Raw genomic sequence first — 20,559 nt, 5'->3', positions numbered from 1 at the left:
GCTCGGCGGCTCCCGTCCGCTCCCCCGCCGTCTCCCGCACGCGGCTCAGCCGGAGCCCCCGTCGCCGTCCTCCCCCTGGCCTATCGCCTGGGCGAGGTCCAGGGCCGTCGCTATGCGGACGGCCACGTCCTCGGCGTAGGTGCTGTCGGTGCGTTCGAACTGGTTGCGGCCGGGGCCGCGCAGGAAGGTGACGACGCCCAGGGTGCGGCCCCGGCTGCGCAGGACCGCGCACAGGGCGTGGACGGAGTCGGCGGGCCACTGCCGGGACAGGGCCCAGGCGCGCGCCTGCTCGGCGGGTATGGACCCGGCGCCCGCCCGCACCGACCCGGCCCGCTCCACGCACTGGAGGGCCGGATGGCCGGGGGCGTACCGCGCGGGCAGCCCCGCCCGGCCGCCGAACCGGCTGGGGCCCGGCGTCCCGGCGGGCGTCTCGGCGACCCGCACCAGCCGCACCGGGCCCGGGGTCGCCGTACCGTCGGTGAGCGGGCCGCCCGCCACCCGGTCCATGAGGGCGTGGTCGGCGAAACCGGCCAGCGCGAAGTCCAGATGGACGGTGGCCGCCTCCGCCGGGTCCTCGCACTCGGCGGCGGCACGGGCCGCGCGGTGCAGCTGATTGGTGCGGAAGCGCAGCAGCGCGCCCTCCTGCTCGCTCTGCTTGGACTCGGTGACGTCCTGGAACAGCCAGCCCACCCCGAGCGGCACCGGCTCCTCGGCCAGCGGTGAGGCCAGCCGCAGGAAGCCGCTGCGCCAGCAGCGCCGCCGCTCGCCCTCGGGCGTGCGTACCGTCACCCAGATCTCGGCGGGCGCGGGCGGCGCCCCTTCCGCCAGGACGTGTGTGAACGCGCTCTCCAGCTCCTCCACGCCGGTCGCCAGCAGCTCGCCCAGCGGACGGCCGAGCACGTTCGTACGGCCGCTGGCGAGGGCGCGGGCGGCGTGGCCGTTGACGACGGCGGGGCGCAGGTCGACGTCGACCAGGACGACTCCCCAGCTGGCGTCCTCGAACAGGGCCTCGCTGAGCGCGATGGACCGCTCCAGGTCGATCTGCGCGTGCACCTCGCTGAAGGCGCAGTACACCCCGGCGGGCTTGCCGTCGGGTCCGCGCACGGCGGCGGACTGGGTACGGACGAGGACCCGGCCGCCGTCCTTGGTCAGCAGCGCGAACTCGTGGACCTGGCGGCCGGGGGCGTGCATGGCGGACAGCAGCCGGGCCTCGACCTCCTCGGCGTCCGCCGCGCGGACCGCCCATCCGGCCAGTCCGCGCCGGCCGACCGCCTCGGCGGCGCTCCAGCCGAGAATCCGCTCGGCCTCGCGGTTCCAGTGGGTGATCATCCCGTCCGCGTCGAACGCGCACAGCGCCGCGTCCATGCCGTCGAGCAGGGCGGCGAGGAGGTCGGGGCCACGGGTGCCCTCGGGACCGCCGGAACCGGCACCCGGATCGGGCCCCGAGCCGGACCCCGAGCCCTCGGGGCCACCGGGACCGTCCGGACCGAGTTCGTCCGTGGCCCCACTACGCCGGGAAGCACTCATGTCGACCCCCTGCACGTTGGCGTCCGCCCGAACGGCGCGTCGATTCGCTCACTGGCAATCATTCAACTCGAACGTGATGCAGCACACATCTGGTTCCCACAAGATTGCGGGGAATCGTTGTACGCGGGAGAGCGGTGCCCCGGGTCGCGTGGACCTCGGGGGCCCCGTGGATCGCGTCGGGCCCATGGCATCACGCCTGTCCGGCGCGGGTCGGCCCACAGCCGGCCCGTGCCTCCAGTGGAGTGAGCCCCGCGCGTGCGACGCCCGCCCCGTGTGCCCCCGCCCTGTCCGTCATGCACCCGACGCTAGATGATCACGCGGCCGTCCCACAGGGCCCGACGGAGAAAACAAAAAACAGTTGATCGGTGGTCGATCCGGTTCCTAAGGTGGCGAGCACACGAGAAGGGAGGTGGTTCGGCAGATGTATGAGAACCGGACGCGTGAGGTGACTGCGGGCTAGCGGCCCGCCACCACACTCAGTGCGGTGCCGGACCAGCGCGTGACAGATGCGCGCAGCCGGCCCAATCCCAGCAGTCACCCGACCCGCGAGTCGCCGGTAACGTCCGGCCGGCTCCTCTCCGGAGGAACCCGACTCGCGGGTCGTCTGCGTCTTTGCCGTACAGATCTGTGCCGTACAGATCTGTGCCGTACGGGAATGGGTCAGGGCGCGATGCCCGCCCAGCCCTCGATCTCCCGGGGGGCGCGGACGCCGGGGCCGACGTACCGGGCCGACGGGCGCACCAGACGGCCCGTGCGCTTCTGCTCCAGGATGTGCGCCGACCAGCCCGCCGTACGGGCGCAGCTGAACATCGACGTGAACATGTGCGCCGGGACCTCCGCGAAGTCCAGCACGATCGCCGCCCAGAACTCCACGTTCGTGGCCAGCACCCGGTCCGGGCGGCGGCTGTGCAGTTCGGCGAGGGCCGCCTTCTCCAGGGCCTCGGCCACCTCGAAGCGGGGGGCGCCCAGCTCGCGGGCCGTACGGCGCAGCACGCGGGCGCGCGGGTCCTCGGCGCGGTAGACCCGGTGCCCGAAGCCCATCAGGCGTTCGCCCTGGTCCAGGGTCTTGCGGACGTATCCGTCGGCGTCCCCGGTGCGTTCGATCTCCTCGATCATGTGCAGGACGCGGGACGGGGCGCCGCCGTGCAGCGGGCCCGACATGGCGCCGACCGCGCCGGAGAGGGCCGCGGCCACATCGGCGCCGGTGGAGGCGATGACCCGGGCGGTGAAGGTGGACGCGTTCATGCCGTGCTCGGCGGCGGAGGTCCAGTAGGCGTCGACGGCGGCCACATGGCGCGGGTCGGGCTCGCCCCGCCAGCGGATCATGAACCGCTCGACGACCGACTGCGCCTTGTCGATCTCCCGCTGCGGCACCATGGGCAGGCCCTGGCCACGGGCCGACTGGGCGACGTACGACAGGGCCATCACGGCGGCGCGGGCGAGGTCCTCGCGGGCCTGGCCGGCGTCGATGTCGAGCAGCGGCTTCAGGCCCCACACGGGGGCGAGCATGGCGAGCGCGGACTGTACGTCGACCCGGATGTCACCGGAGTGCACGGGCAGGGGGAACGGCTCGGCGGCCGGGAGCCCGGGGTCGAAGGCGCCGTCCACCAGCAGGCCCCAGACGTTGCCGAAGGAGACCTGGCCGACCAGGTCCTCGATGTCGACCCCGCGGTACCGGAGGGCACCGCCCTCCTTGTCCGGTTCGGCGATCTCCGTCTCGAACGCGACGATTCCTTCGAGTCCGGGTACGAAATCGGACATGAGGCGGCTCCTCGGATGAGTACGTACGGGTCACATACGTACGGCTTCGGGTACGGGGTGCGTGCTGAGCTGGGCCGGTCTGGGGGTGCCCCCGGAAGGGGTGGGGGCGGGGCGGGAAAGCGGCCGTCCGGCGGCTCCGCGGTCCATCTCTGGGACTCGCGGTCCTGGGCGGCACGTCATGCGGCACGTCTGACGGTCCTGCCCGCCCGGTCGGCGGTCGTGCCACCGGGCCGGCAACAGAACGATATCCCCGAGTGCCAACTTTGGGGAGAGTACGCGGCACTCAGTGCCACGCCGTGACCAAGGACACCGTTCGGACGGGGTGGGCGATGGGGCAGGATGACCGCGTGACCGACCCTGATCTCGATCCCGCGGCGATGCGTCGGCAGTACCGGGCCGAGGGCCTGGCCGAGACCGAGCTGGCGGCGACGCCGGTGGAGCAGTTCGCGCGCTGGTTCCGGCAGGCGGCGACCGTGGCCGGGCTGTTCGAGCCGAACGCGATGGTGGTGTCCACGGCCGACGCCCAGGGCCGCCCCAGCTCCCGGACGGTGCTGCTGAAGCATTTCGACGAGCAGGGCTTCGTCTTCTACACCAACTACGGTTCCCGCAAGGCCCGCGACCTGACGGAGAACCCGCACGTCTCGCTGCTCTTCCCCTGGCATCCGATGGCCCGCCAGGTCATCGTCACCGGTGAGGCCCGGCGCACCGGCCGGGACGAGACCGCCGCGTACTTCCGCACCCGGCCGCACGGCTCCCAGCTCGGCGCCTGGGCCAGCCACCAGTCGGCCCCGGTCGAGGACCGCGCGGCCCTCGACGCGGCCTACGCCGAACTCGCCGCCCGCTATCCCGAGGGCGAGCAGGTCCCCGTCCCGCCGCACTGGGGCGGCTTCCGGGTGACCCCGCGCGCGGTGGAGTTCTGGCAGGGGCGGGAGAACCGGCTGCATGACCGGCTGCGGTATGTGGCGGGACCTGCGGCGGGCGCGGAGGGCGCGGAGGGCTCGGAGGGCTCGGAGGGCTCGGGGAGCGCGGAGGGCTCAGCGGGCGCGGGGGGCGGCGGCTGGCGGGTGGAGCGGCTGGCGCCTTGACGCCCTCCCGCGCGGGGCGCCCTCCAGCGCGGGGCGCCCTCCAGCGCGGGGCGCCCTCCAGCGCGGGGCGCCCTCCAGCGCGGGGCGCGGTCCAGCGCGGGGCGCGGTCCAGCCGAGGGTCGGCAGGACGGCGACAGGTCCAGCTGAGGTTAGCCGGACCGGGGTCAAGTTCGGCCGAGACTGCCCGTACAGGGCCCGGTCGAGCCGAGGTCAGCCGGACGGGGCGCGATCCAGCCGAGGTCAGCCGGACGGGGCCGGGTCCAGCCGAGGTCAGCCGGACAGGCCCCCGTCCTGCCCAGACCGGCCGCTTCAGCCGCGTCCCGTCGCGTTCAGGACAGTTCCCGTTCCACGATCTCGCCCCACTGCGCCACCACCCGCTCCCGGCGCGGGCCGTCGTCGGTGAGGAGGTTGGCCAGGCCCAGGCCGCGGGCCATGTCCAGCAGGCCCTGGACGGTCTCCCGGACGCCGGGGCGGGACTCGTCGGCGGTGAGCAGGTCCACGGCGATGCGGTGGGTCTCACGGCCCACCCGCGCCTCCAGCTCGGTCACCCGGCCGCTGAGCTGCTCCTCGTTGGAGGCGGCGACCCAGAGGTGGAGGGCGGCCCGGAAGAGGGGCCCGGTGTAGAGGTCGACCAGCGCGGTGACCACGGCGCGGCGGTCGCCGGACGCGCCGTCCGGGAACAGCGCCCGCAGCGCCAGGGAGCGTTCCTCGGCGACGTACTCGACGGCCGCCGTGAACAGGTCCTCGCGGGTCGGGAAGTGGTGCTGGGCGGCACCGCGCGAGACCCCGGCGCGCTCGGCGACGACGGAGACCGTGGAGCCCGCCCAGCCGTGCTCGGCGAGACAGGCCACGGCCGCCTCAAGGAGCCGTTGCCGGGTGACCCGGCTGCGGTCCTGCTTGGGCACCCGGTCCATGGTCCCGGTCCCGGAGGCCGTTCCAGAGGCGCCTCCTGGGGCGCCTCCTGGGGCGCCTCCTGGGGCGCTCCCTGGGGCGCTTCCCTGGGCGCTCGCGGAAGCCGCCCCCTGGGCCGTCCCCGCGCCCGTCGCCAGGGCGCCCGTGCCTCTACGCCCGCCGTCCCCGCCGGGTTCCCCGCCGCCGCTCATGCCGCCCACCTCCGTGCCGCCCACTGGTCCTCCGTTCCCCTCTCACCGCACCCAGGACGGCTCCCGTCGTTCCAGGAAGGCCGTCATCCCCTCGCGGGCCTGCGGGGAGGCGAACAGCCGGGCCGAGAGCGCGGTCAAGGTCTCCGCGTCCCGGTCGAAGGACTCCAGCACCTTAGCCGTGAGCAGCCGTTTCGTCTCCGCCAGGGCCTGGGGCGCGGACGCCCGCAGCCCGTCGAGCACCGGGGCGAGGACGGCGTCCACGTCGTCCCCCGCCGCCGTCACCAGGCCGATCCGGGCGGCCTCGGCGGCGTCGAAGCGCTCCCCCGTGAGGTAGTAGCGGGCGAGGGCGCGCGGGTCGGTGCGTCCGAGCAGCGGGAGGGAGATCACGGCGGGCGCGACCCCGATCCGTACCTCGGTGAAGGCGAAGCTCGCGGTGTGCGCGGCGACCGCGATGTCACAGGCGGCGAGCAGTCCGAGGCCACCCGCGCGGACATGGCCGGTGACCCGGGCGACGACCGGTTTCGGCAGCTCCACGATCGCCCGCAACAGGGCGACCAGCGCCTCGGGGTCGGGCGGGTTCTTGAGGTCGGCGCCCGCGCTGAAGGTGGTGCCGGTGTGGGTGAGGACCACGGCCCGTACGTCGTCGTCCCCGGCGGACGCGGTGAGCGCGTCGGCGAGGGCGGCGACCAGGGTGGCCGACAGCGCGTTGCGGTTGCCGGGCGAGTCCAGGGCGAGGGTCTCGACGCCCCGTTCCCGGGTGCGGACGAGCGGCGTCATGGGCGGTCCCTCCGGTCGTTCTGGTCCTGCTGGTCCTGCCGGTCCTGCTGGTCGTTCTGGTCCTGTTGGTCGTGTTGGGGGCCCTCTGGGTCCCGCTGGGGGCCCCGCTGGTCCTTCCGGTCTCTCAGCTCGCGGCGGAGGATCTTGCCGGAGGCGGCGCGCGGCACGCTCTCGACGAACGTCACCCCGCGCACCCGCTTGTAGGGGGCGACCCGTTCGGCGACGTACATCATCACCTCGCCCTCGGTCGGCGCGGTGGCGCCCGGCTGGGGCACCACATAGGCGTGCGGGATCTCGGCGCCGGTCTCGTCGTGGACACCGACGACGGCCGCGTCGGCGATGCCGGGGTGGGTGAGGAGGAGGGCCTCCAGTTCGGCGGGGGCGACCTGGAAGCCCTTGTACTTGATGAGTTCCTTCACCCGGTCGACGACGAACAGCCAGCCTCCGTCGTCGACATGGCCGACGTCCCCGGTGTGCAGCCAGCCGTCCGGGTCGATCATCGCGGCGGTGGCGTCGGGCCGGCCGAGATAGCCCTTCATCACCTGGGGGCCGCGGATCAGGATCTCGCCGGACTCGCCGGGGCCGAGATCGCGGCCGGGGTCGTCCAGGGACACGATCCGCATCTCGGTGCTCGGTATGAGCCTGCCGACCGTGCCGGGCGGCGCCTCACGCATCGCGTCCAGCGGTACGACGTGCGTGCCCGGCGAGAGTTCCGTCATGCCGTACGCCTGGCCCAGCGGAGGCAGGCCCAGGCGCTGGGCACAGGCGGCGGCGAGACGGGCGTCCAGGGGTGCGGCGGCGCTGATGACGTACTGGAGGGAGGAGAGGTCGTAGTCGGCGACCCTCGGGTGCTTGGCGAGGGCGAGGACGATCGGCGGGGCCACGTACAGGCCGGTGATGTGGTGGTTCTGGATGGCCGCGAGGAAGGTCTCCAGGTCGAAGCGGGGCAGGACGACGACCGTGGCGCCCAGCCGCAGCGGGGCGTTCATCAGCGCGGTCAGTCCGTAGATGTGGAAGAACGGCAGCACGGCGAGGATGCGGTCGCCGGGTCCTGACGGCACCACGGAGGTGGTCAGCTGGGCCAGGTTGGTGGCCATCTGGCGATGGGTGAGCATCACGCCCTTGGGCAGTCCGGTGGTGCCGGAGGAGTACGGCAGGGCGGCCACGTCCGTCACCGGGTCGAGGGCGACGGACGGTTCGGGCGCGGTCGAGCCCAGCATGTCGATCAGCGAGCGATGGCCGGGCGCGCTGTCGCAGACGAAGATCTCCCGTACCCCGCCCGCGAGTTCCGCCGCCCGCCGGGCCACCGGCAGCAGCGGGGACACGGTGACAATCCAGCGGGCCGAGGAGTCCGCGAGCTGCTTGGCGAACTCCTCCGCCGTGGCCAGCGGATGCACGGGCGTCACGGCGGCGCCCGCGCGGGTGGCGGCGTAGAACGCGGTCGGGAACGCCACCGTGTTCGGGCTGTGCAGGGCGAGGACATCGCCCTGGCGCACCCCGGCCTCCGCGAGCCCGGCGGCGACCCGGCGGTGGAAGCGGTCGAGCTGTTCGTAGCTGAGGGTGGTGCCGTCGGTGCCGTCGATCAAGGCGGGCGCGTCGCCGAACGCGGCGGCCCGGCCGAGCACGGCCTCGTGGATGGGCAGTTCTATCGGCGGGACATCGGCGTACTGACTGCGGAACATCGACGGCTCCTTCTCGGGCGGGCACGCCCTGGTACGGCTGGTACGGCGGGTACGTCCAGTACCTCTAGTACGGCCCGTACCTCTCGTACGGCCAATACCTCTCGTACCGTTCGTGCGGCCGATACCTCTAGTACGACTTGGGCAGGCCCAGGCTCTGGTGGGAGACGAAGTTCAGGATCATCTCCCGGCTGACCGGTGCGATCCGGGCCACCCGCGCCGCCGTGATCAGCTTGGCAAGCCCGAACTCCCTGGTCAGTCCGTTGCCGCCGAGGGTGTGCACGGCCTGGTCGACGGCCTTCACGCATGCCTCACCGGCCGCGTACTTCGCCATGTTCGCCGCCTCGCCCGCCGCCATGTCGTCGCCCGCGTCGTACAGCGCCGCCGCCTTCTGCATCATCAGCCGGGCGAGTTCCAGCTCGATGTGGGACTGGGCGAGGGGGTGGGCGATGGCCTGGTGGGCGCCGATGGGGGCGTTCCAGACGGTCCGCTCACGGGCGTACTCGACGGCCTTGGCGAGCGCGTACCGGCCCATGCCGATCGCGAACGCGGCCGTCATGATCCGCTCCGGGTTGAGTCCGGCGAACAGTTGGAGCAGCCCCGCGTCCTCGTCCCCGACGAGCGCGTCGGCGGGCAGCCGGACCTCGTCCAGGACGAGTTCGAACTGCTTCTCGGCGGCCTGGATCTCCATGTCGATGACATGGCGGGTGAAGCCGGGCGCGTCCGTCGGGACGATGAAGAGACAGGGCTTGAGACGGCCCGTGCGGGAGTCCTCCGTCCGGCCGACGATCAGTACGGCGTCGGCGAGGTCGACGCCGGAGATGAAGACCTTCCGGCCGGTGAGCAGCCAGTCGCCGCTGTCGGGGTCGCGGCGGGCGGTGGTGGTGATGCGGTGGGAGTTGGAGCCGGCGTCGGGCTCGGTGATGCCGAACGCCATGGTCTTCGTGCCGTCGGCGAGGCCCGGGAGCCAGGTGCGTTTCTGGGTCTCGGTGCCGAAGCGGGCGATCACCGTGCCGCAGATCGCCGGGGAGACGACCAGCATGAGGAGGGGGGCGCCGGCCGCGCCCAGTTCTTCCAGGACGATGGAGAGTTCGGATATTCCGCCGCCGCCCCCACCGTGTGCCTCCGGCAGGTTGACGCCGAGGTATCCGAGTTTTCCGGCTTCCTGCCAGAGGGTCTCGCGGTTGTGGTGCGGGCCGTGGTTTTTGCCGAGGGCTGCTACGGCGGTGCGGAGGGCTGTGTGTTCTGCGGGTTCTGTGGGGGTGGGCATGGGGTCCTTTCCCGGGTGCGGGTTTCGTCGTGGTTGCTCGCGCAGTTCCTCCCCCAGAGGGGGTACCCCCAGCGCCCCTAAGGGGTGGGTTGGACTACGGCTAGTAGGGAGTTCAGCGCTACCTGTTGGCCCGGTTTCACATTCAGGGTCTCCAGGACTCCCGTTGTGGGGGCCGTGATGCGGTGTTCCATCTTCATGGCCTCCAGCCAGAGGAGGGGGTCGCCCGCCTTCACGGGGGTGCCCTCGGCCAGGCCCTCCGCCAACCGGACCACCGTGCCCGGCATGGGGGCCAGGAGGGAGCCGGGGGCGTGCTGGGCGGTGGGGTCGGGGAAGCGCGGGAGGGCGGTGAGGCGGGTGGTGCCGACATGGATCTCGTCGCCGTACCGGGCGACCGGGTACGTACGGCGGACGCCCGCCGTCTCCAGGACCACCCGGTGCGGGGCCACCGACACGACCCGGACGCCCTCCGCCTCCCAGCCGCCGTCGCGGGTCGGGCGGTAGGCGGCCTCGTGCTCCTCCCCCGCCATCAGATAGCGCTTGGTCTGCGGCTGGGAGGGGAGATTGCGGAAGCCGCCGAAGCGGGAGCGGCCGTGGGCGTCGGCGAGCGCGGCGGCCAGCGGGGCGTACGGGTCGGGGACGGGGGCGGTGAGGTCGGTGAGGTGGCGGTCGTAGAAACCGGTGTCCATGGCGGCGGCCGTGAACTCGGGGTGCCGCAGGGAGCGGACGAGCAGCTCGCGGTTGGTGGGCGGGCCGTGGATCTCGGCGCGCTCCAGGGCTCCGGCCAGCCTGCGCAGCGCCTCGGCGCGGGTGGGGGCGTGGGCGACGGCCTTGGCGAGCAGCGGGTCGTAGTGGACGGGGATGTCGTCGCCGTCCGTGTAGCCGGTGTCCAGGCGGACGGAGTCCGGGACGGTGAGGCGGTGCAGGGGGCCGGTCTGGGGGGTCCAGTCGCGGGCCGGGTCCTCGGCGTAGAGGCGGGCCTCCACGGCGTGGCCACGGGCGGTGGGGGGCTGCGGGGGCAGCGGGTGGCCCTCGGCGATCCGGAGCTGTTCGGCGACCAGGTCCAGGCCGAACACGGCCTCGGTGACGGGGTGTTCGACCTGGAGGCGGGTGTTCATCTCCAGGAAGTGCGCCCGGCCGTCGGCGACCAGGAATTCGACGGTCCCGGCGCCCACGTAGTCGACGCGTCGGGCGGCGCGTTCGGCAAGCGTGTACAGCTCGGCGGTCAGCTCCGGGGCGAGGTCCGGGGCCGGGGCCTCCTCGATCACCTTCTGGTGGCGGCGCTGGAGCGAGCAGTCGCGGGTGCCGAGCGTCCAGACCGTGCCGTGGGTGTCGGCGAGGATCTGCACCTCGACATGGCGGCCCCGCTCCACATACGGCTCGACGAACACCTCGCCGTCGCCGAACGCGCTCGCCGCCTCCGCGCGGGCGCCCTCCAGGGCCGTCTCCAGGGCGGCGAGTTCGCGGACGATCCGCATACCGCGTCCGCCGCCGCCCGCCGCCGCCTTGACCAGCACCGGGAGGTCGGCCTCGGTGACCTCGGTGAGCGGGGCGAGGCCCATCAGCTCCTTCGCGCGGGTCTTGGACGCCATCGCCTCGATCGCGGCCGGGGGCGGGCCGACCCATACGAGTCCCGCGTCCAGCACCGCGCGGGCGAAGTCCGGGTTCTCGGAGAGGAAGCCGTATCCGGGGTGCACGGCGTCGGCGCCGGACGCGAGGGCGGCCTTCACGACCAGGTCGGCACGGAGGTAGGTGTCGGCGGAGGCGGCCCCCGGCAGCCGTACGGCGTCGTCGGCCAGGCGGGTGTGCAGGGCGTCCGCGTCGGCGTCCGAGTACACGGCGACCGTGCGGATGCCCAGGTCACGGCAGGTGCGGAAGATCCGGGCGGCGATCTCGCCACGGTTGGCGACGAGGAGCGAGGTGATCATGGATCGGTCCCTCGTGGTGATGGGTTGGTCCGCGGTGGTCGGGGGGCGGTCTGTTGCGGTTGTGGGTTGATCTGCGGTGGTCGTGGGTCGGTCCGTCGCGGGCGCGGGTTGATCCGCGGTCGTCGTGGGGCGGTCCGTCGCGGGCGCGGGTTGATCCGCGGTCGTCGTGGGGCGGTCCGTCGCGGGCGCGGGTTGATCCGCGGTCGTCGTGGGGCGTGTGGGGCGGTCCGTCGGTGTCATGGGTCTGTCCCTCACATCCGGAAGACGCCGAAGCCGCCGCGCACGCCCTCGTAGGGCGCGGTGTGGACGGCGGACAGGCACAGGCCGAGGACGGTACGGGTGTCGCGGGGGTCGATCACCCCGTCGTCGTACAGCCGTCCCGAGAGGAACATCGGCAGTGACTCCGACTCGATCTGCTGCTCCACCATCGCGCGCAGCGCGGCGTCCGCCTCCTCGTCGTACGGCTGCCCCTTCGCGGCGGCCGACTGGCGGGCGACGATCGACAGCACCCCGGCGAGCTGCTGCGGGCCCATCACGGCGGACTTGGCGCTCGGCCAGGCGAACAGGAAGCGCGGGTCGTAGGCCCGGCCGCACATCCCGTAGTGCCCGGCGCCGTAGGAGGCGCCCATGAGGACGGAGAGATGGGGGACGCGGCTGTTGCTGACCGCGTTGATCATCATCGAGCCGTGCTTGATGATCCCGCCCTGCTCGTACTCCGTGCCGACCATGTAGCCGGTGGTGTTGTGCAGGAAGAGGAGCGGGATGTCCCGCTGGTTGGCGAGCTGGATGAACTGGGCCGCCTTCTGCGACTCGGCGCTGAACAGCACGCCCTGGGCGTTGGCGAGGATGCCGACCGGATAGCCGTGCAGCCGGGCCCAGCCGGTGGCGAGGCTGGTTCCGTACAGCGGCTTGAACTCGTCGAAGTCGGAGCCGTCCACGATCCGGGCGATCACCTCGCGCGGGTCGAAGGGGATCTTCAGGTCGCCGGGGACGATGCCGAGGAGTTCCTCGGGGTCGTACTTGGGCGGCTCGGCCGGGCCCGGGTCGCCGTGCGCCTTGCGGTGGTTGAGGCGGGCCACGACCCGGCGGGCCTGGCGCAGGGCGTCGCGCTCGTCCTCGGCGAAGTAGTCGGCGAGGCCGGAGGTGCGGGCGTGCATCTCGGCGCCGCCGAGCGACTCGTCGTCGCTCTCCTCGCCGGTCGCCATCTTGACCAGGGGCGGACCGCCGAGGAACACCTTGGCTCGCTCCTTGACCATGATCACGTGGTCGGACATGCCGGGGATGTACGCCCCTCCCGCCGTCGAGTTCCCGAAGACGACGGCCACGGTGGGGATTCCGGCGGCGGACAGCCGGGTGAGGTCCCGGAAGATCGCCCCGCCGGGGATGAAGATCTCCTTCTGCGACGGGAGGTCGGCGCCGCCGGACTCCACGAGGCTGATGCAGGGGAGGCGGTTGGCCAGCGCGATGTCGTTCGCGCGCAGCGCCTTCTTCAGGCTCCAGGGGTTGCTGGCGCCGCCGCGCACGGTGGGGTCGTTGGCCGTGATCAGGCATTCGACGCCCTCGACGACGCCGATCCCGGTGACGAGCGAGGCGCCGACCGTGTAGTCGCTGCCCCAGGCGGCGAGCGGCGACAGCTCCAGGAAGGGCGTGTCGGGGTCGAGCAGCAGCTCGATCCGCTCCCGGGCGAGCAGCTTGCCTCGGGCCCGGTGCCGCTGGACGTACTTCTCCCCGCCCCCGGCCAGCGCCTTGGCGTGCTCGACGGCCAGCGCGTCGAGCTTGCCGAGCATGGTGGCGCGGTGGGCGAGGTGATCGGGGTCGGTGGGATCCAGTGCGGTGTGGAGACGGGTCACGGGCGGGCCTTTGGGTGGGTGGGGGTGCGGGTGGGGGTGGAGGGGGGTGTTGGGGGGTGTTGGGGGGTGGGCGGGGGCGGTCGCCGCCGGGTGGGCGCGGGCGGGGCGGCGGGCGGGGGCGGTCGCTGCCGGACGGGGGCAGGCCGGTTGGCGGGCGGGCGCGGTCATCGCCGGACAGGCGCCCGCCGGACGCCGGACAGGGACAGTCCCCGCCAGACGAACGCGGGCCAGTTGACCGGCGAGGGCAGCCGCCGCCGAACGGGGGCAGGCCAGTTGGCGGGCGGGCCTAGTCATCGCCGGACAGGCGCCCGCCGGACGCCGGACAAGGACAGTCCCCGCTCGGCGAACGCGGACCGGTTGGCGCACAGGGGCGGTCATCGCGGGGTGGACGCCAAGCGGGCGGCGCACAAGGACCCTCGTCGCCCGACGGACGCCAAGCGGGCGGCGGACAAGGACCCTCGTCGCCCGACGGACGCCAAACGGACGGCGCACAAGGACCCTCGTCGCCCGACGGACGCCAAGCGGGCGGCGCACAAGGACCCTCGTCGCCCGACGGGCGCCAAGCGGGCGGTGGGCAAGGGCTCTCGTCGCCGGACGGGCGTGCGCCGGTTGGCCGGTGGTGGTGGGGGGCGTCACAGGAGGGACTCCGGGATGTCCAGGTGGCGGGAGCGGAGCCATTCGCCGAGGGCCTTGGCCTGGGGGTCGAAGCGGGCCTGCGCGGCGACGCCCTCCCCGAGAATGCCCTCGACGACGAAGTTCAGGGCCCGCAGCCGGGGCAGCGGATGCCGGGTGACGGGCAGGTCACGGGTCTCGGGCAGAAGGTCCCTGAACCGCTCCACGGTCAGCTCGTGCGCCAGCCACCGCCAGCCGTCCTCCGACCGCGCCCACACCCCGACGTTGGCGTTCCCGCCCTTGTCCCCGCTCCGGGCCCCGGCGACCGAACCGAGCGGCGCCCGCCGCACGGCCCCGGCGGGCAACGGCTCGGGCAGTTCGGGCGCCCCGGCCTCTTCGAGCACCCGGGTGTCGGCGGCCGGCGGCACGGGCACCCGGCGCCCGTCCGGCAGCACGGCCGTGTGCGCCACCGCGTCCTGCGGGACGTACCGCGCGGCGAACACCCCGTAGGGCGCGCCCTTCCCCGGGGGCGCGACCACATGGAACCCGGGGTAGCTCCCCAGCGCCAGCTCCACGGCGGCCCCGCTGAGCGCCCTGCCGACCTTGCGCTCCTCCGGGTCCCGCACGACCAGCCGCAGCAGCGCGCTCGCCGTCTCCTCGGTGTCCGCGTCGGGCCGGTCGGTGCGGGCCAGCTCCCAGCGGACCTCGGCGGGCGGGTCCTTGGCCAGCGCGTCCGCCAACTGCCCCTTCACCAGCTCCGCCTTGGCCTCGATGTCCAGCCCGGTGAGCACAAAGACGACCTCGTTGCGGAATCCGCCGAGCCGGTTCAGCCCGACCTTGAGGGTCGGCGGCGGTGCCTCGCCCCGCACCCCCGCGATCCGCACCCGGTCCGGCCCGTCCTGCGTCAGCCGTACGGTGTCCAGGCGGGCGGTGACATCCGGTCCCGCGTACCGGGCGCCGCCCGTCTCGTACAGCAGTTGCGCGGTGACCGTCCCGATGTCCACGAAACCGCCGGTGCCGGGGTGTTTGGTGATGACGCTCGACCCGTCGGCGTGGATCTCGGCCAGCGGGAATCCGGGGCGCCGGACGTCCTTGCCGGGCTCGTGGAAGAAGGCGTAGTTGCCGCCGGTCGCCTGGGTGCCGCACTCCAGCACATGCCCGGCGACGACCGCACCGGCCAGCCGGTCGTACTCCCTGGGCCCCCATCCGAAGTGCGCGGCGGCGGGCCCGGTGACCAGCGCGGCGTCCGTCACCCGCCCCGTCACCACCACGTCCGCGCCCGACCGCAGACAGGCGGCGATGCCGAAGCCGCCGAGGTAGGCGTGCGCGGCGAGTGTGCCGGGGTGGGCGGCGGTGAGGTCGTCGCCCTCGACATGCGCCACCCGCACCGGCACCCCGAGCCGCTCCGCGAGCCCGCGTACGGCGTCGGCGAGCCCCGCCGGGTTCAGTCCGCCCGCGTTGGTGACGATCCGCACGCCCCGGTCATGGGCCGTCCCGAGAGTGTCCTCCAACTGCCTCAGGAACGTCCGGGCGTATCCGGCGGCGGGGTCCTTCAGACGGTCCCGGCCGAGGATGAGCATGGTCAGCTCGGCGAGGTAGTCCCCGGTCAGGACGTCCAGTTCGCCGCCGGTGAGCATCTCGCGCATGGCGTCGAAGCGGTCGCCGTAGAAGCCGGAGGCGTTGCCCACGCGGAGCGGCGGGGGCGGGGTGGTCGTCGTGGTCGTCATCGGGCGTCTTCCTCGTCGGCGCGGGACGCGGCAGGCGGGCGTCCGGCGCCGGGCGGTCCGGCGAACGCCTGCGCGATGTCCAGCCACCGGTCCGCGTCCCGCCCGAACGCCCGGACGTCGAGGTCGTCCCGGTGGGCGCGCCGGGTCACCAGCAGACAGAAGTCCAGCGCCGGACCCGTCACCCGCTGCTCGGCGTCCTCCGGCCCGTACGCCCAGGTCTCCCCCGACGGCCCGCGCAGCTCCACCCGGAACTCCCGCGCGGGCGGGGTCAGTCCACGCACCCCGAACGCGTAGTCCCGCGCCCGGACCCCGATCCGCGCCACATGCCGCAGCCGCGCCGAGGGCGGGCGCACCACGCCCACCGCGTCCGCGATGTCCAGCCCGTGCGCCCAGGTCTCCATGATCCGGGCGGTCGCCATGGAGGCGGCGGCCATCGGCGGCCCGTACCAGGGGAACCGGGCTCCGTCGGGCGCCGCCCGCAACGCGCGCTCCAGCGCGTCCCGCCCCGCCCGCCAGCGGGCCAGCAGCTCCGGGGGCGGGAGCGCGGCGCCCTCCCTGGCCCCGTCGTCCACGAAGGTGTCCGGCGCGGCGAGTGCCTTCTCCACCCGGGCCCGGAACCCGTCCGCGTCGGTCACCGCGAGCAGCGCCGACTCGTCCGTCCAGGCGAGATGCGCGATCTGGTGCGCCACGCTCCATCCCGGAGCGGGGGTGGGGGCCGCCCACCGCTCCGCGCTCAGCGCGGCGACGATCGCGTCCACCTCCGCGCCCTCCGCGCGCAGATCGTCGAACACGGGCGTCGGATCGGCCACGGTGACGCTCCCCTCGGGTCACAACGGTGTGCGGACGTACGAGTGCGGTGCGGGGTGGTGCGGGGAGAGCATGTCAGCGGCGGAAGAAACAAGCAAGCGTGCTTGCATTGAAGGGAGGGTGGGGTGAGGTGGGGACGGGAGGGGGTCGTTCCACGGTGGGCATCCCCTGCGCGGGGACCGGCGCGGGCGGGTGGGCGTGCGCGAGTGGCTGGATGAGGTCGACGCCCCTACGCGGGCCCGGCAGCGACCCCTACGCGAGCCCGGCATCGACCCCGGCGCCGCTACGGCTACGGCTACGGCTACGGCAACGGCTGCCGCTGCCGCTGCCGATACCCCTACCGCTCCGTCGGAACCGGCGCCTTCTTCTCCCGCCTCGGCCGCTTCCCCCGCCGCTCTCTCTTCCCCGGGTTCAGCCCGCGCGTCTGGGTGCGGACCGCGCCCATGCTGGCCGCGATGACCAGGGCGATGGCGGCGGCCTCCATCGCGGTCAGGGCCTGGTTGAGGATCAGGAAACCGGCGGTGGCCGCGATGGCCGGTTCCAGGCTCATCAGGATGGCGAAGGTGGGGGCGGGCAGTCTGCGCAGGGCGAGGAGTTCGAGGGTGTAGGGCAGGACGGAGGAGAGGATCGCGACCGCGCCGCCGAGCAGCAGGATCTCCGGCTCCAGCAGCTTCATACCGGACTCGGCGACGCCCAGCGGCAGGAACAGCACCGCCGCCACCGCCATCGCCAGCGCCAGCCCGTCCGCCTGCGGGAACCGGCGTCCGGTCCGCGCGCTGAACACGATGTACGCCGCCCACATCACGCCCGCCGCCAGGGCGTAGGCCGCGCCGACCGGGTCGAGGCTGTCGAAGCCGCCGCCGCCCAGCAGGAACACGCCCGCGAGGGCCAGCCCCGCCCAGACGAAGTTGATCGCTCTGCGCGAGGCGACGACGGACAGGGCGAGCGGGCCGAGCACTTCGAGAGTGACGGCGGGACCCAGCGGGATACGGTCCACGGCCTGGTAGAAGAGGCCGTTCATCGCGCCCATGGTGATGCCGAAGACGAGGACCGTGCCCCAGTCGGTGCGGGAGTGGCCGCGCAGCCGGGGACGGCAGACGATGAGCAGCACGATCGCCGCCACCGCCAGCCGCAGCGTGACGATCCCGAGCGCCCCGGCCCGAGGCATCAGGGTCACCGCCAGCGCCCCGCCGAACTGCACCGACAGCCCGCCCGCCAGCACCAGCCCGACCGGTCCCAGCCCGCCCCGGCGGCGGGGTCCGGCCCCGGTCGGCCCTGGAGCTGCCGAGGTGGCGGCGGAGCCGGCGGGGGTGACGGAGGTGGTGGCGTCGGGGGTGGTCACTGGGCGTTCCAAGGGGTTCGGTGCGGGCTGATGTTGTTCACTTCCATGCACTTTCCGGTCCAGGGTAATGGACTTGGTCAGGCGTGTGAATGGGGTATGCCACTGACCCGGGTGTCATGCTGCTCACTCTCACCGCTCACTCTCCGGGGGCGGGCCCCCCGGGGGCGGCTCGGTGAGCGCCTGCGCCAGCACCTCGGCCAGATGCCGTCCCCGCACGCCCCCGAGCTGCTCGATCTGGGTGCGGCAGGAGTAGCCGTCCGCGAGGACCACGCTCTGCCCGGGGGCCGCCTCACGCAGTGCCGGCAGGAGCTGTTCCTCCGCGCAGGCCCGGGAGATCCCGGCGTGACCGCGTTCGAAGCCGAAGTTCCCGGCGAGGCCGCAGCAGCCGCCCGACAGGTCGCCGGTCAGTCCGGCGGCGGCGCGGAGCCGTCGTTCGGCGGCGTCGCCGAGGACCGCGTGCTGATGGCAGTGGGTCTGGCCGGTCGCCGGGCGGTCGAGGCGGGGCGGTGTCCAGTGCGGGGCGTGCTCCTCCAGGGTCTGGGCGAAGGTGCGCACCCGGGCGGCGAGGCGGGCCGCTCTCGGGTCGTCGGGGAACAGTTCGGGCAGGTCGGTGCGGAGGGCCGCGGCGCAGCTCGGCTCCAGGACGACCACCGGGGCGTCCGTCTCCAGCACCGGTCCCATGAGGTCGAGGGTGCGGCGGAGCACCGCGCGGGCGCGGTCGAGCTGGCCGGTGGAGGTGTAGGTGAGGCCGCAGCAGACCCGGCCCCGGCCGCGCAGCAGGGTCATCGGGTCCAGGGCGACGGAGATGCCGTCGCCGATGGGCGGGCGGGTGAAGTGCACGGTCGGCGGGAGCGCGACGCGCAGTCCGGCGGCCTCCAGGACCTGGACGGCGGCCTCGCCGACGGCGGGCGAGAGGTGTTCGGTGAAGGTGTCCGGCCACAGGATGACCAGCTCGGCTCCCGGCCGGGCCGGGGTCCGTCCGCGCCGCCGCTCCCACCAGCGGCTGAACGTCCGCCGCGCCAGCCGGGGGATCGCCCGCTCCCGGTCGACACCGGCCAGCCGCTTGCCGAGCCGGGCCAGCGGCGGCACCGCGGCGAGGGCGTTGACCAGCCACGCCGTGCGGGTGCGGGCGGTCCAGCGCAGCCAGAACGGGAGCCGGCCCAGCGTGTAGTGGGCGGCGGGCCTGCGCCGCCCGGCGTAGTGGTGGTGCAGGAACTCCGCCTTGTAGGTGGCCATGTCGACGCCGACCGGGCAGTCGGAGCGGCAGCCCTTGCAGGACAGGCACAGGTCCAGCGCGTCCCGTACCTCCGTGGAGCGCCAGCCGTCCGTCACCAGCTCCCCGGCGAGCATCTCGTGCAGCAGCCGGGCGCGTCCCCGGGTGGAGTGCTCCTCCTCTCCGGTGGCGCGGAAGGACGGGCACATGACGGCGGACCCGCCCGCCGTGGTCGTCCGGCACTTGGCGACGCCCACGCAGCGGCGGACGGCGGCCGAGAAGTCACCGCCGTCGGCGGGGTAGCCGAAGGCCACGTCGACGGGCTCGCGGGGCAGCGGCGCGAACCGCAGGTCGTGGTCCAGCGGGGCGGGCCTGACCAGCATCCCGGGGTTCAGCAGGCCGTCGGGGTCCCAGAGGTCCTTGACCTGTTCGAAGAGGGCGACCGTCTGCGGGCCGTACATCACGGGGAGGAGTTCGGCGCGGGCCTGTCCGTCGCCGTGCTCCCCGGAGAGCGAGCCGCCGTGGGCGACGACCAGCGCGGCGAGTTCCTCGGAGAAGCGGCGGAAGCGGCCGATGCCCGTCTCGGTCAGCAGGTCGAAGTCGATCCGGACATGGATACAGCCGTCGCCGAAGTGGCCGTACGGCGTGCCGCGCAGGTCGTGGGCGGAGAGCAGGGCGCGGAAGTCGCGCAGATAGGGGCCGAGCCGGGCGGGCGGGACCGCGCAGTCCTCCCAGCCGGGCCATGCCTCGCTGCCGTCCGGCATCCTCGTCGCCGTACCGGCCGCGTCCTCGCGGAGGCGCCACAGCGCGCGCTGTCCGGCCGGGTCGGTGATCACCTGGGCGTCGAGGGCGTCGGCCGCGCGCACCACCGCGTCGGCCGCCGCGCGGGCCTGCGCCGGGGTGTCCCCGCCGGTCTCCACGAACAGCCAGGCGCCGCCGCGCGGCAGCCCCGCCGAGGGGTCCCGCACCAGGTCGGCGGCCATGCCCTCCACGGTCAGCGGCCCGTACGACAGCAGGCCGGGGGCGGCTTCCGCGGCGGCGGCCTCGTCCGCGTACCCCAGCACGGCGAGCGCTCGGGCGGGCGGGGCCGCCACCAGGCGCACGACCGCCTCCGTGATCACTCCGAGCGTGCCCTCCGAACCGCAGAAGGACCGGGCGACATCGCCGCCGCGCTCGGGCAGCAGCGCGTCCAGCGCGTATCCGGAGATCCGGCGGGGCAGGTCCGGGAAGCCGGTGCGCAGCCGCTCGGCCACCTCCGCCCGCTCGATCAGCGCCCGCAGCCCGTCCGGCGCGCCCGCCCACTCCGGACCCGGCGTCAGCCGCCGTCCGCCGCCGCTGATCACGCTCAGCTCACGCACGTTGTCCGCGGTCGTGCCCCAGGCCACCGAGTGGGAGCCGCAGGAGTTGTTGGCGATCATCCCGCCGAGGGTGCAGCGACTGTGTGTGGACGGGTCGGGTCCGAAGCGCAGTCCGTGCGGGGCGGCGGCCTCCTGGAGCCGGTCCAGGACGAGCCCCGGCTGCACGACGGCGGTACGGCTCTCCGGGTCCAGGGCGACCAGCCGGTTCATGTGCCGGGTGAAGTCCAGCACCACGCCCGTCCCGGTGGCCTGTCCCGCGATCGACGTACCGCCGCCGCGCGGCACCACCGCCACGCCTCGCGCCCGGCACACGTCGAGCACCGCCGCCACGTCGTCCGCGTCCCTGGGCGCCACCACCCCCAGCGGGACCCGCCGGTAGTTGGACGCGTCCATGGTCACCAGCGCCCGCGAGGTCACATCGAACCCGACCTCCCCCCGGACGGCCCCGCGCAACTCTGCTTCAAGATCCGTGTACTCCGCCATGCCCCCAGGATGCACGCCGTCACGGACAGTGACACAAAGG

The 20,559-nt window shown here is 74.0% G+C and carries 13 protein-coding genes; 1 reads left to right on the top strand and 12 read right to left on the bottom strand.

The genetic code is table 11. From position 1 onward, the window contains the following. Positions 1-45 precede the first annotated feature (45 nt). Both AB0D49_RS12525 and AB0D49_RS12520 read right to left on the bottom strand, forming a co-directional pair. Positions 46-1,527: a PAS domain-containing protein gene (locus AB0D49_RS12525; RefSeq protein ID WP_362755191.1), complete on the bottom strand. Its 1,482-nt coding sequence runs from the start codon at positions 1,525-1,527 to the stop codon at positions 46-48. Between the two features lie 660 nt (positions 1,528-2,187). Continuing rightward, on the bottom strand, positions 2,188-3,288 hold the full coding sequence (locus tag AB0D49_RS12520; RefSeq protein ID WP_362755188.1) for a citrate synthase 2: 1,101 nt from the start codon (positions 3,286-3,288) through the stop codon (positions 2,188-2,190). 329 nt (positions 3,289-3,617) lie between these two features. Between AB0D49_RS12520 and pdxH the strand changes: the two genes are divergently transcribed. Further along, positions 3,618-4,373, top strand: a complete 756-nt coding sequence (pdxH, locus tag AB0D49_RS12515) for a pyridoxamine 5'-phosphate oxidase (protein ID WP_362755185.1) — start codon at positions 3,618-3,620, stop codon at positions 4,371-4,373. Between the two features lie 329 nt (positions 4,374-4,702). Here the strand turns inward: pdxH and AB0D49_RS12510 are convergent, their stop codons facing one another. From AB0D49_RS12510 to AB0D49_RS12465, 10 genes are all read right to left on the bottom strand, one after another. Next, a complete protein-coding gene (locus AB0D49_RS12510) occupies positions 4,703-5,287 on the bottom strand; it encodes a TetR/AcrR family transcriptional regulator (RefSeq protein ID WP_362755182.1) in 585 nt (194 codons plus the stop codon). 231 nt (positions 5,288-5,518) lie between these two features. After that, positions 5,519-6,253 (bottom strand): enoyl-CoA hydratase family protein, encoded by a 735-nt coding sequence (locus AB0D49_RS12505; protein ID WP_362755179.1) that lies wholly within the window; start codon positions 6,251-6,253, stop codon positions 5,519-5,521. Further along, positions 6,250-7,935: a 4-coumarate--CoA ligase family protein gene (locus AB0D49_RS12500; protein WP_362755176.1), complete on the bottom strand. Its 1,686-nt coding sequence runs from the start codon at positions 7,933-7,935 to the stop codon at positions 6,250-6,252. Before AB0D49_RS12500 ends, AB0D49_RS12505 begins: the two co-directional genes overlap by 4 nt. Positions 7,936-8,062: 127 nt before the next feature. Next, positions 8,063-9,202 (bottom strand): acyl-CoA dehydrogenase family protein, encoded by a 1,140-nt coding sequence (locus tag AB0D49_RS12495; RefSeq protein ID WP_362755173.1) that lies wholly within the window; start codon positions 9,200-9,202, stop codon positions 8,063-8,065. Positions 9,203-9,279: 77 nt separating this feature from the next. After that, positions 9,280-11,127: a biotin carboxylase N-terminal domain-containing protein gene (locus AB0D49_RS12490; RefSeq protein WP_362755170.1), complete on the bottom strand. Its 1,848-nt coding sequence runs from the start codon at positions 11,125-11,127 to the stop codon at positions 9,280-9,282. Positions 11,128-11,378: 251 nt separating this feature from the next. Continuing rightward, the gene (locus tag AB0D49_RS12485) at positions 11,379-12,977 is read right to left on the bottom strand and encodes a carboxyl transferase domain-containing protein (protein WP_362755167.1); all 1,599 of its coding nucleotides are present in this window, start codon (positions 12,975-12,977) and stop codon (positions 11,379-11,381) included. A gap of 632 nt (positions 12,978-13,609) precedes the next feature. Further along, positions 13,610-15,316, bottom strand: a complete 1,707-nt coding sequence (locus AB0D49_RS12480) for an acyclic terpene utilization AtuA family protein (protein WP_362755164.1) — start codon at positions 15,314-15,316, stop codon at positions 13,610-13,612. Beyond that, positions 15,313-16,125 (bottom strand): TIGR03084 family metal-binding protein, encoded by an 813-nt coding sequence (locus AB0D49_RS12475; RefSeq protein WP_362755161.1) that lies wholly within the window; start codon positions 16,123-16,125, stop codon positions 15,313-15,315. The genes AB0D49_RS12480 and AB0D49_RS12475 overlap by 4 nt, the downstream gene beginning before the upstream one ends. Positions 16,126-16,460: 335 nt before the next feature. After that, positions 16,461-17,465: an EamA family transporter gene (locus tag AB0D49_RS12470; RefSeq protein ID WP_362755158.1), complete on the bottom strand. Its 1,005-nt coding sequence runs from the start codon at positions 17,463-17,465 to the stop codon at positions 16,461-16,463. Positions 17,466-17,594: 129 nt separating this feature from the next. After that, positions 17,595-20,519 carry an FAD-binding and (Fe-S)-binding domain-containing protein gene (locus tag AB0D49_RS12465; RefSeq protein WP_362755155.1) on the bottom strand — a complete coding sequence of 975 codons (2,925 nt, stop codon included), beginning with the start codon at positions 20,517-20,519 and terminating at the stop codon, positions 17,595-17,597. Positions 20,520-20,559 lie beyond the last annotated feature (40 nt).

The organism is Streptomyces sp. NPDC048290 (assembly GCF_040652095.1).
In the GTDB taxonomy this organism is placed as follows: Bacteria; Actinomycetota; Actinomycetes; order Streptomycetales; family Streptomycetaceae; genus Streptomyces.
The sequence above is the reverse complement of the archived record's forward strand: the minus strand, read 5'-3'. Positions and strand labels throughout refer to the sequence as shown.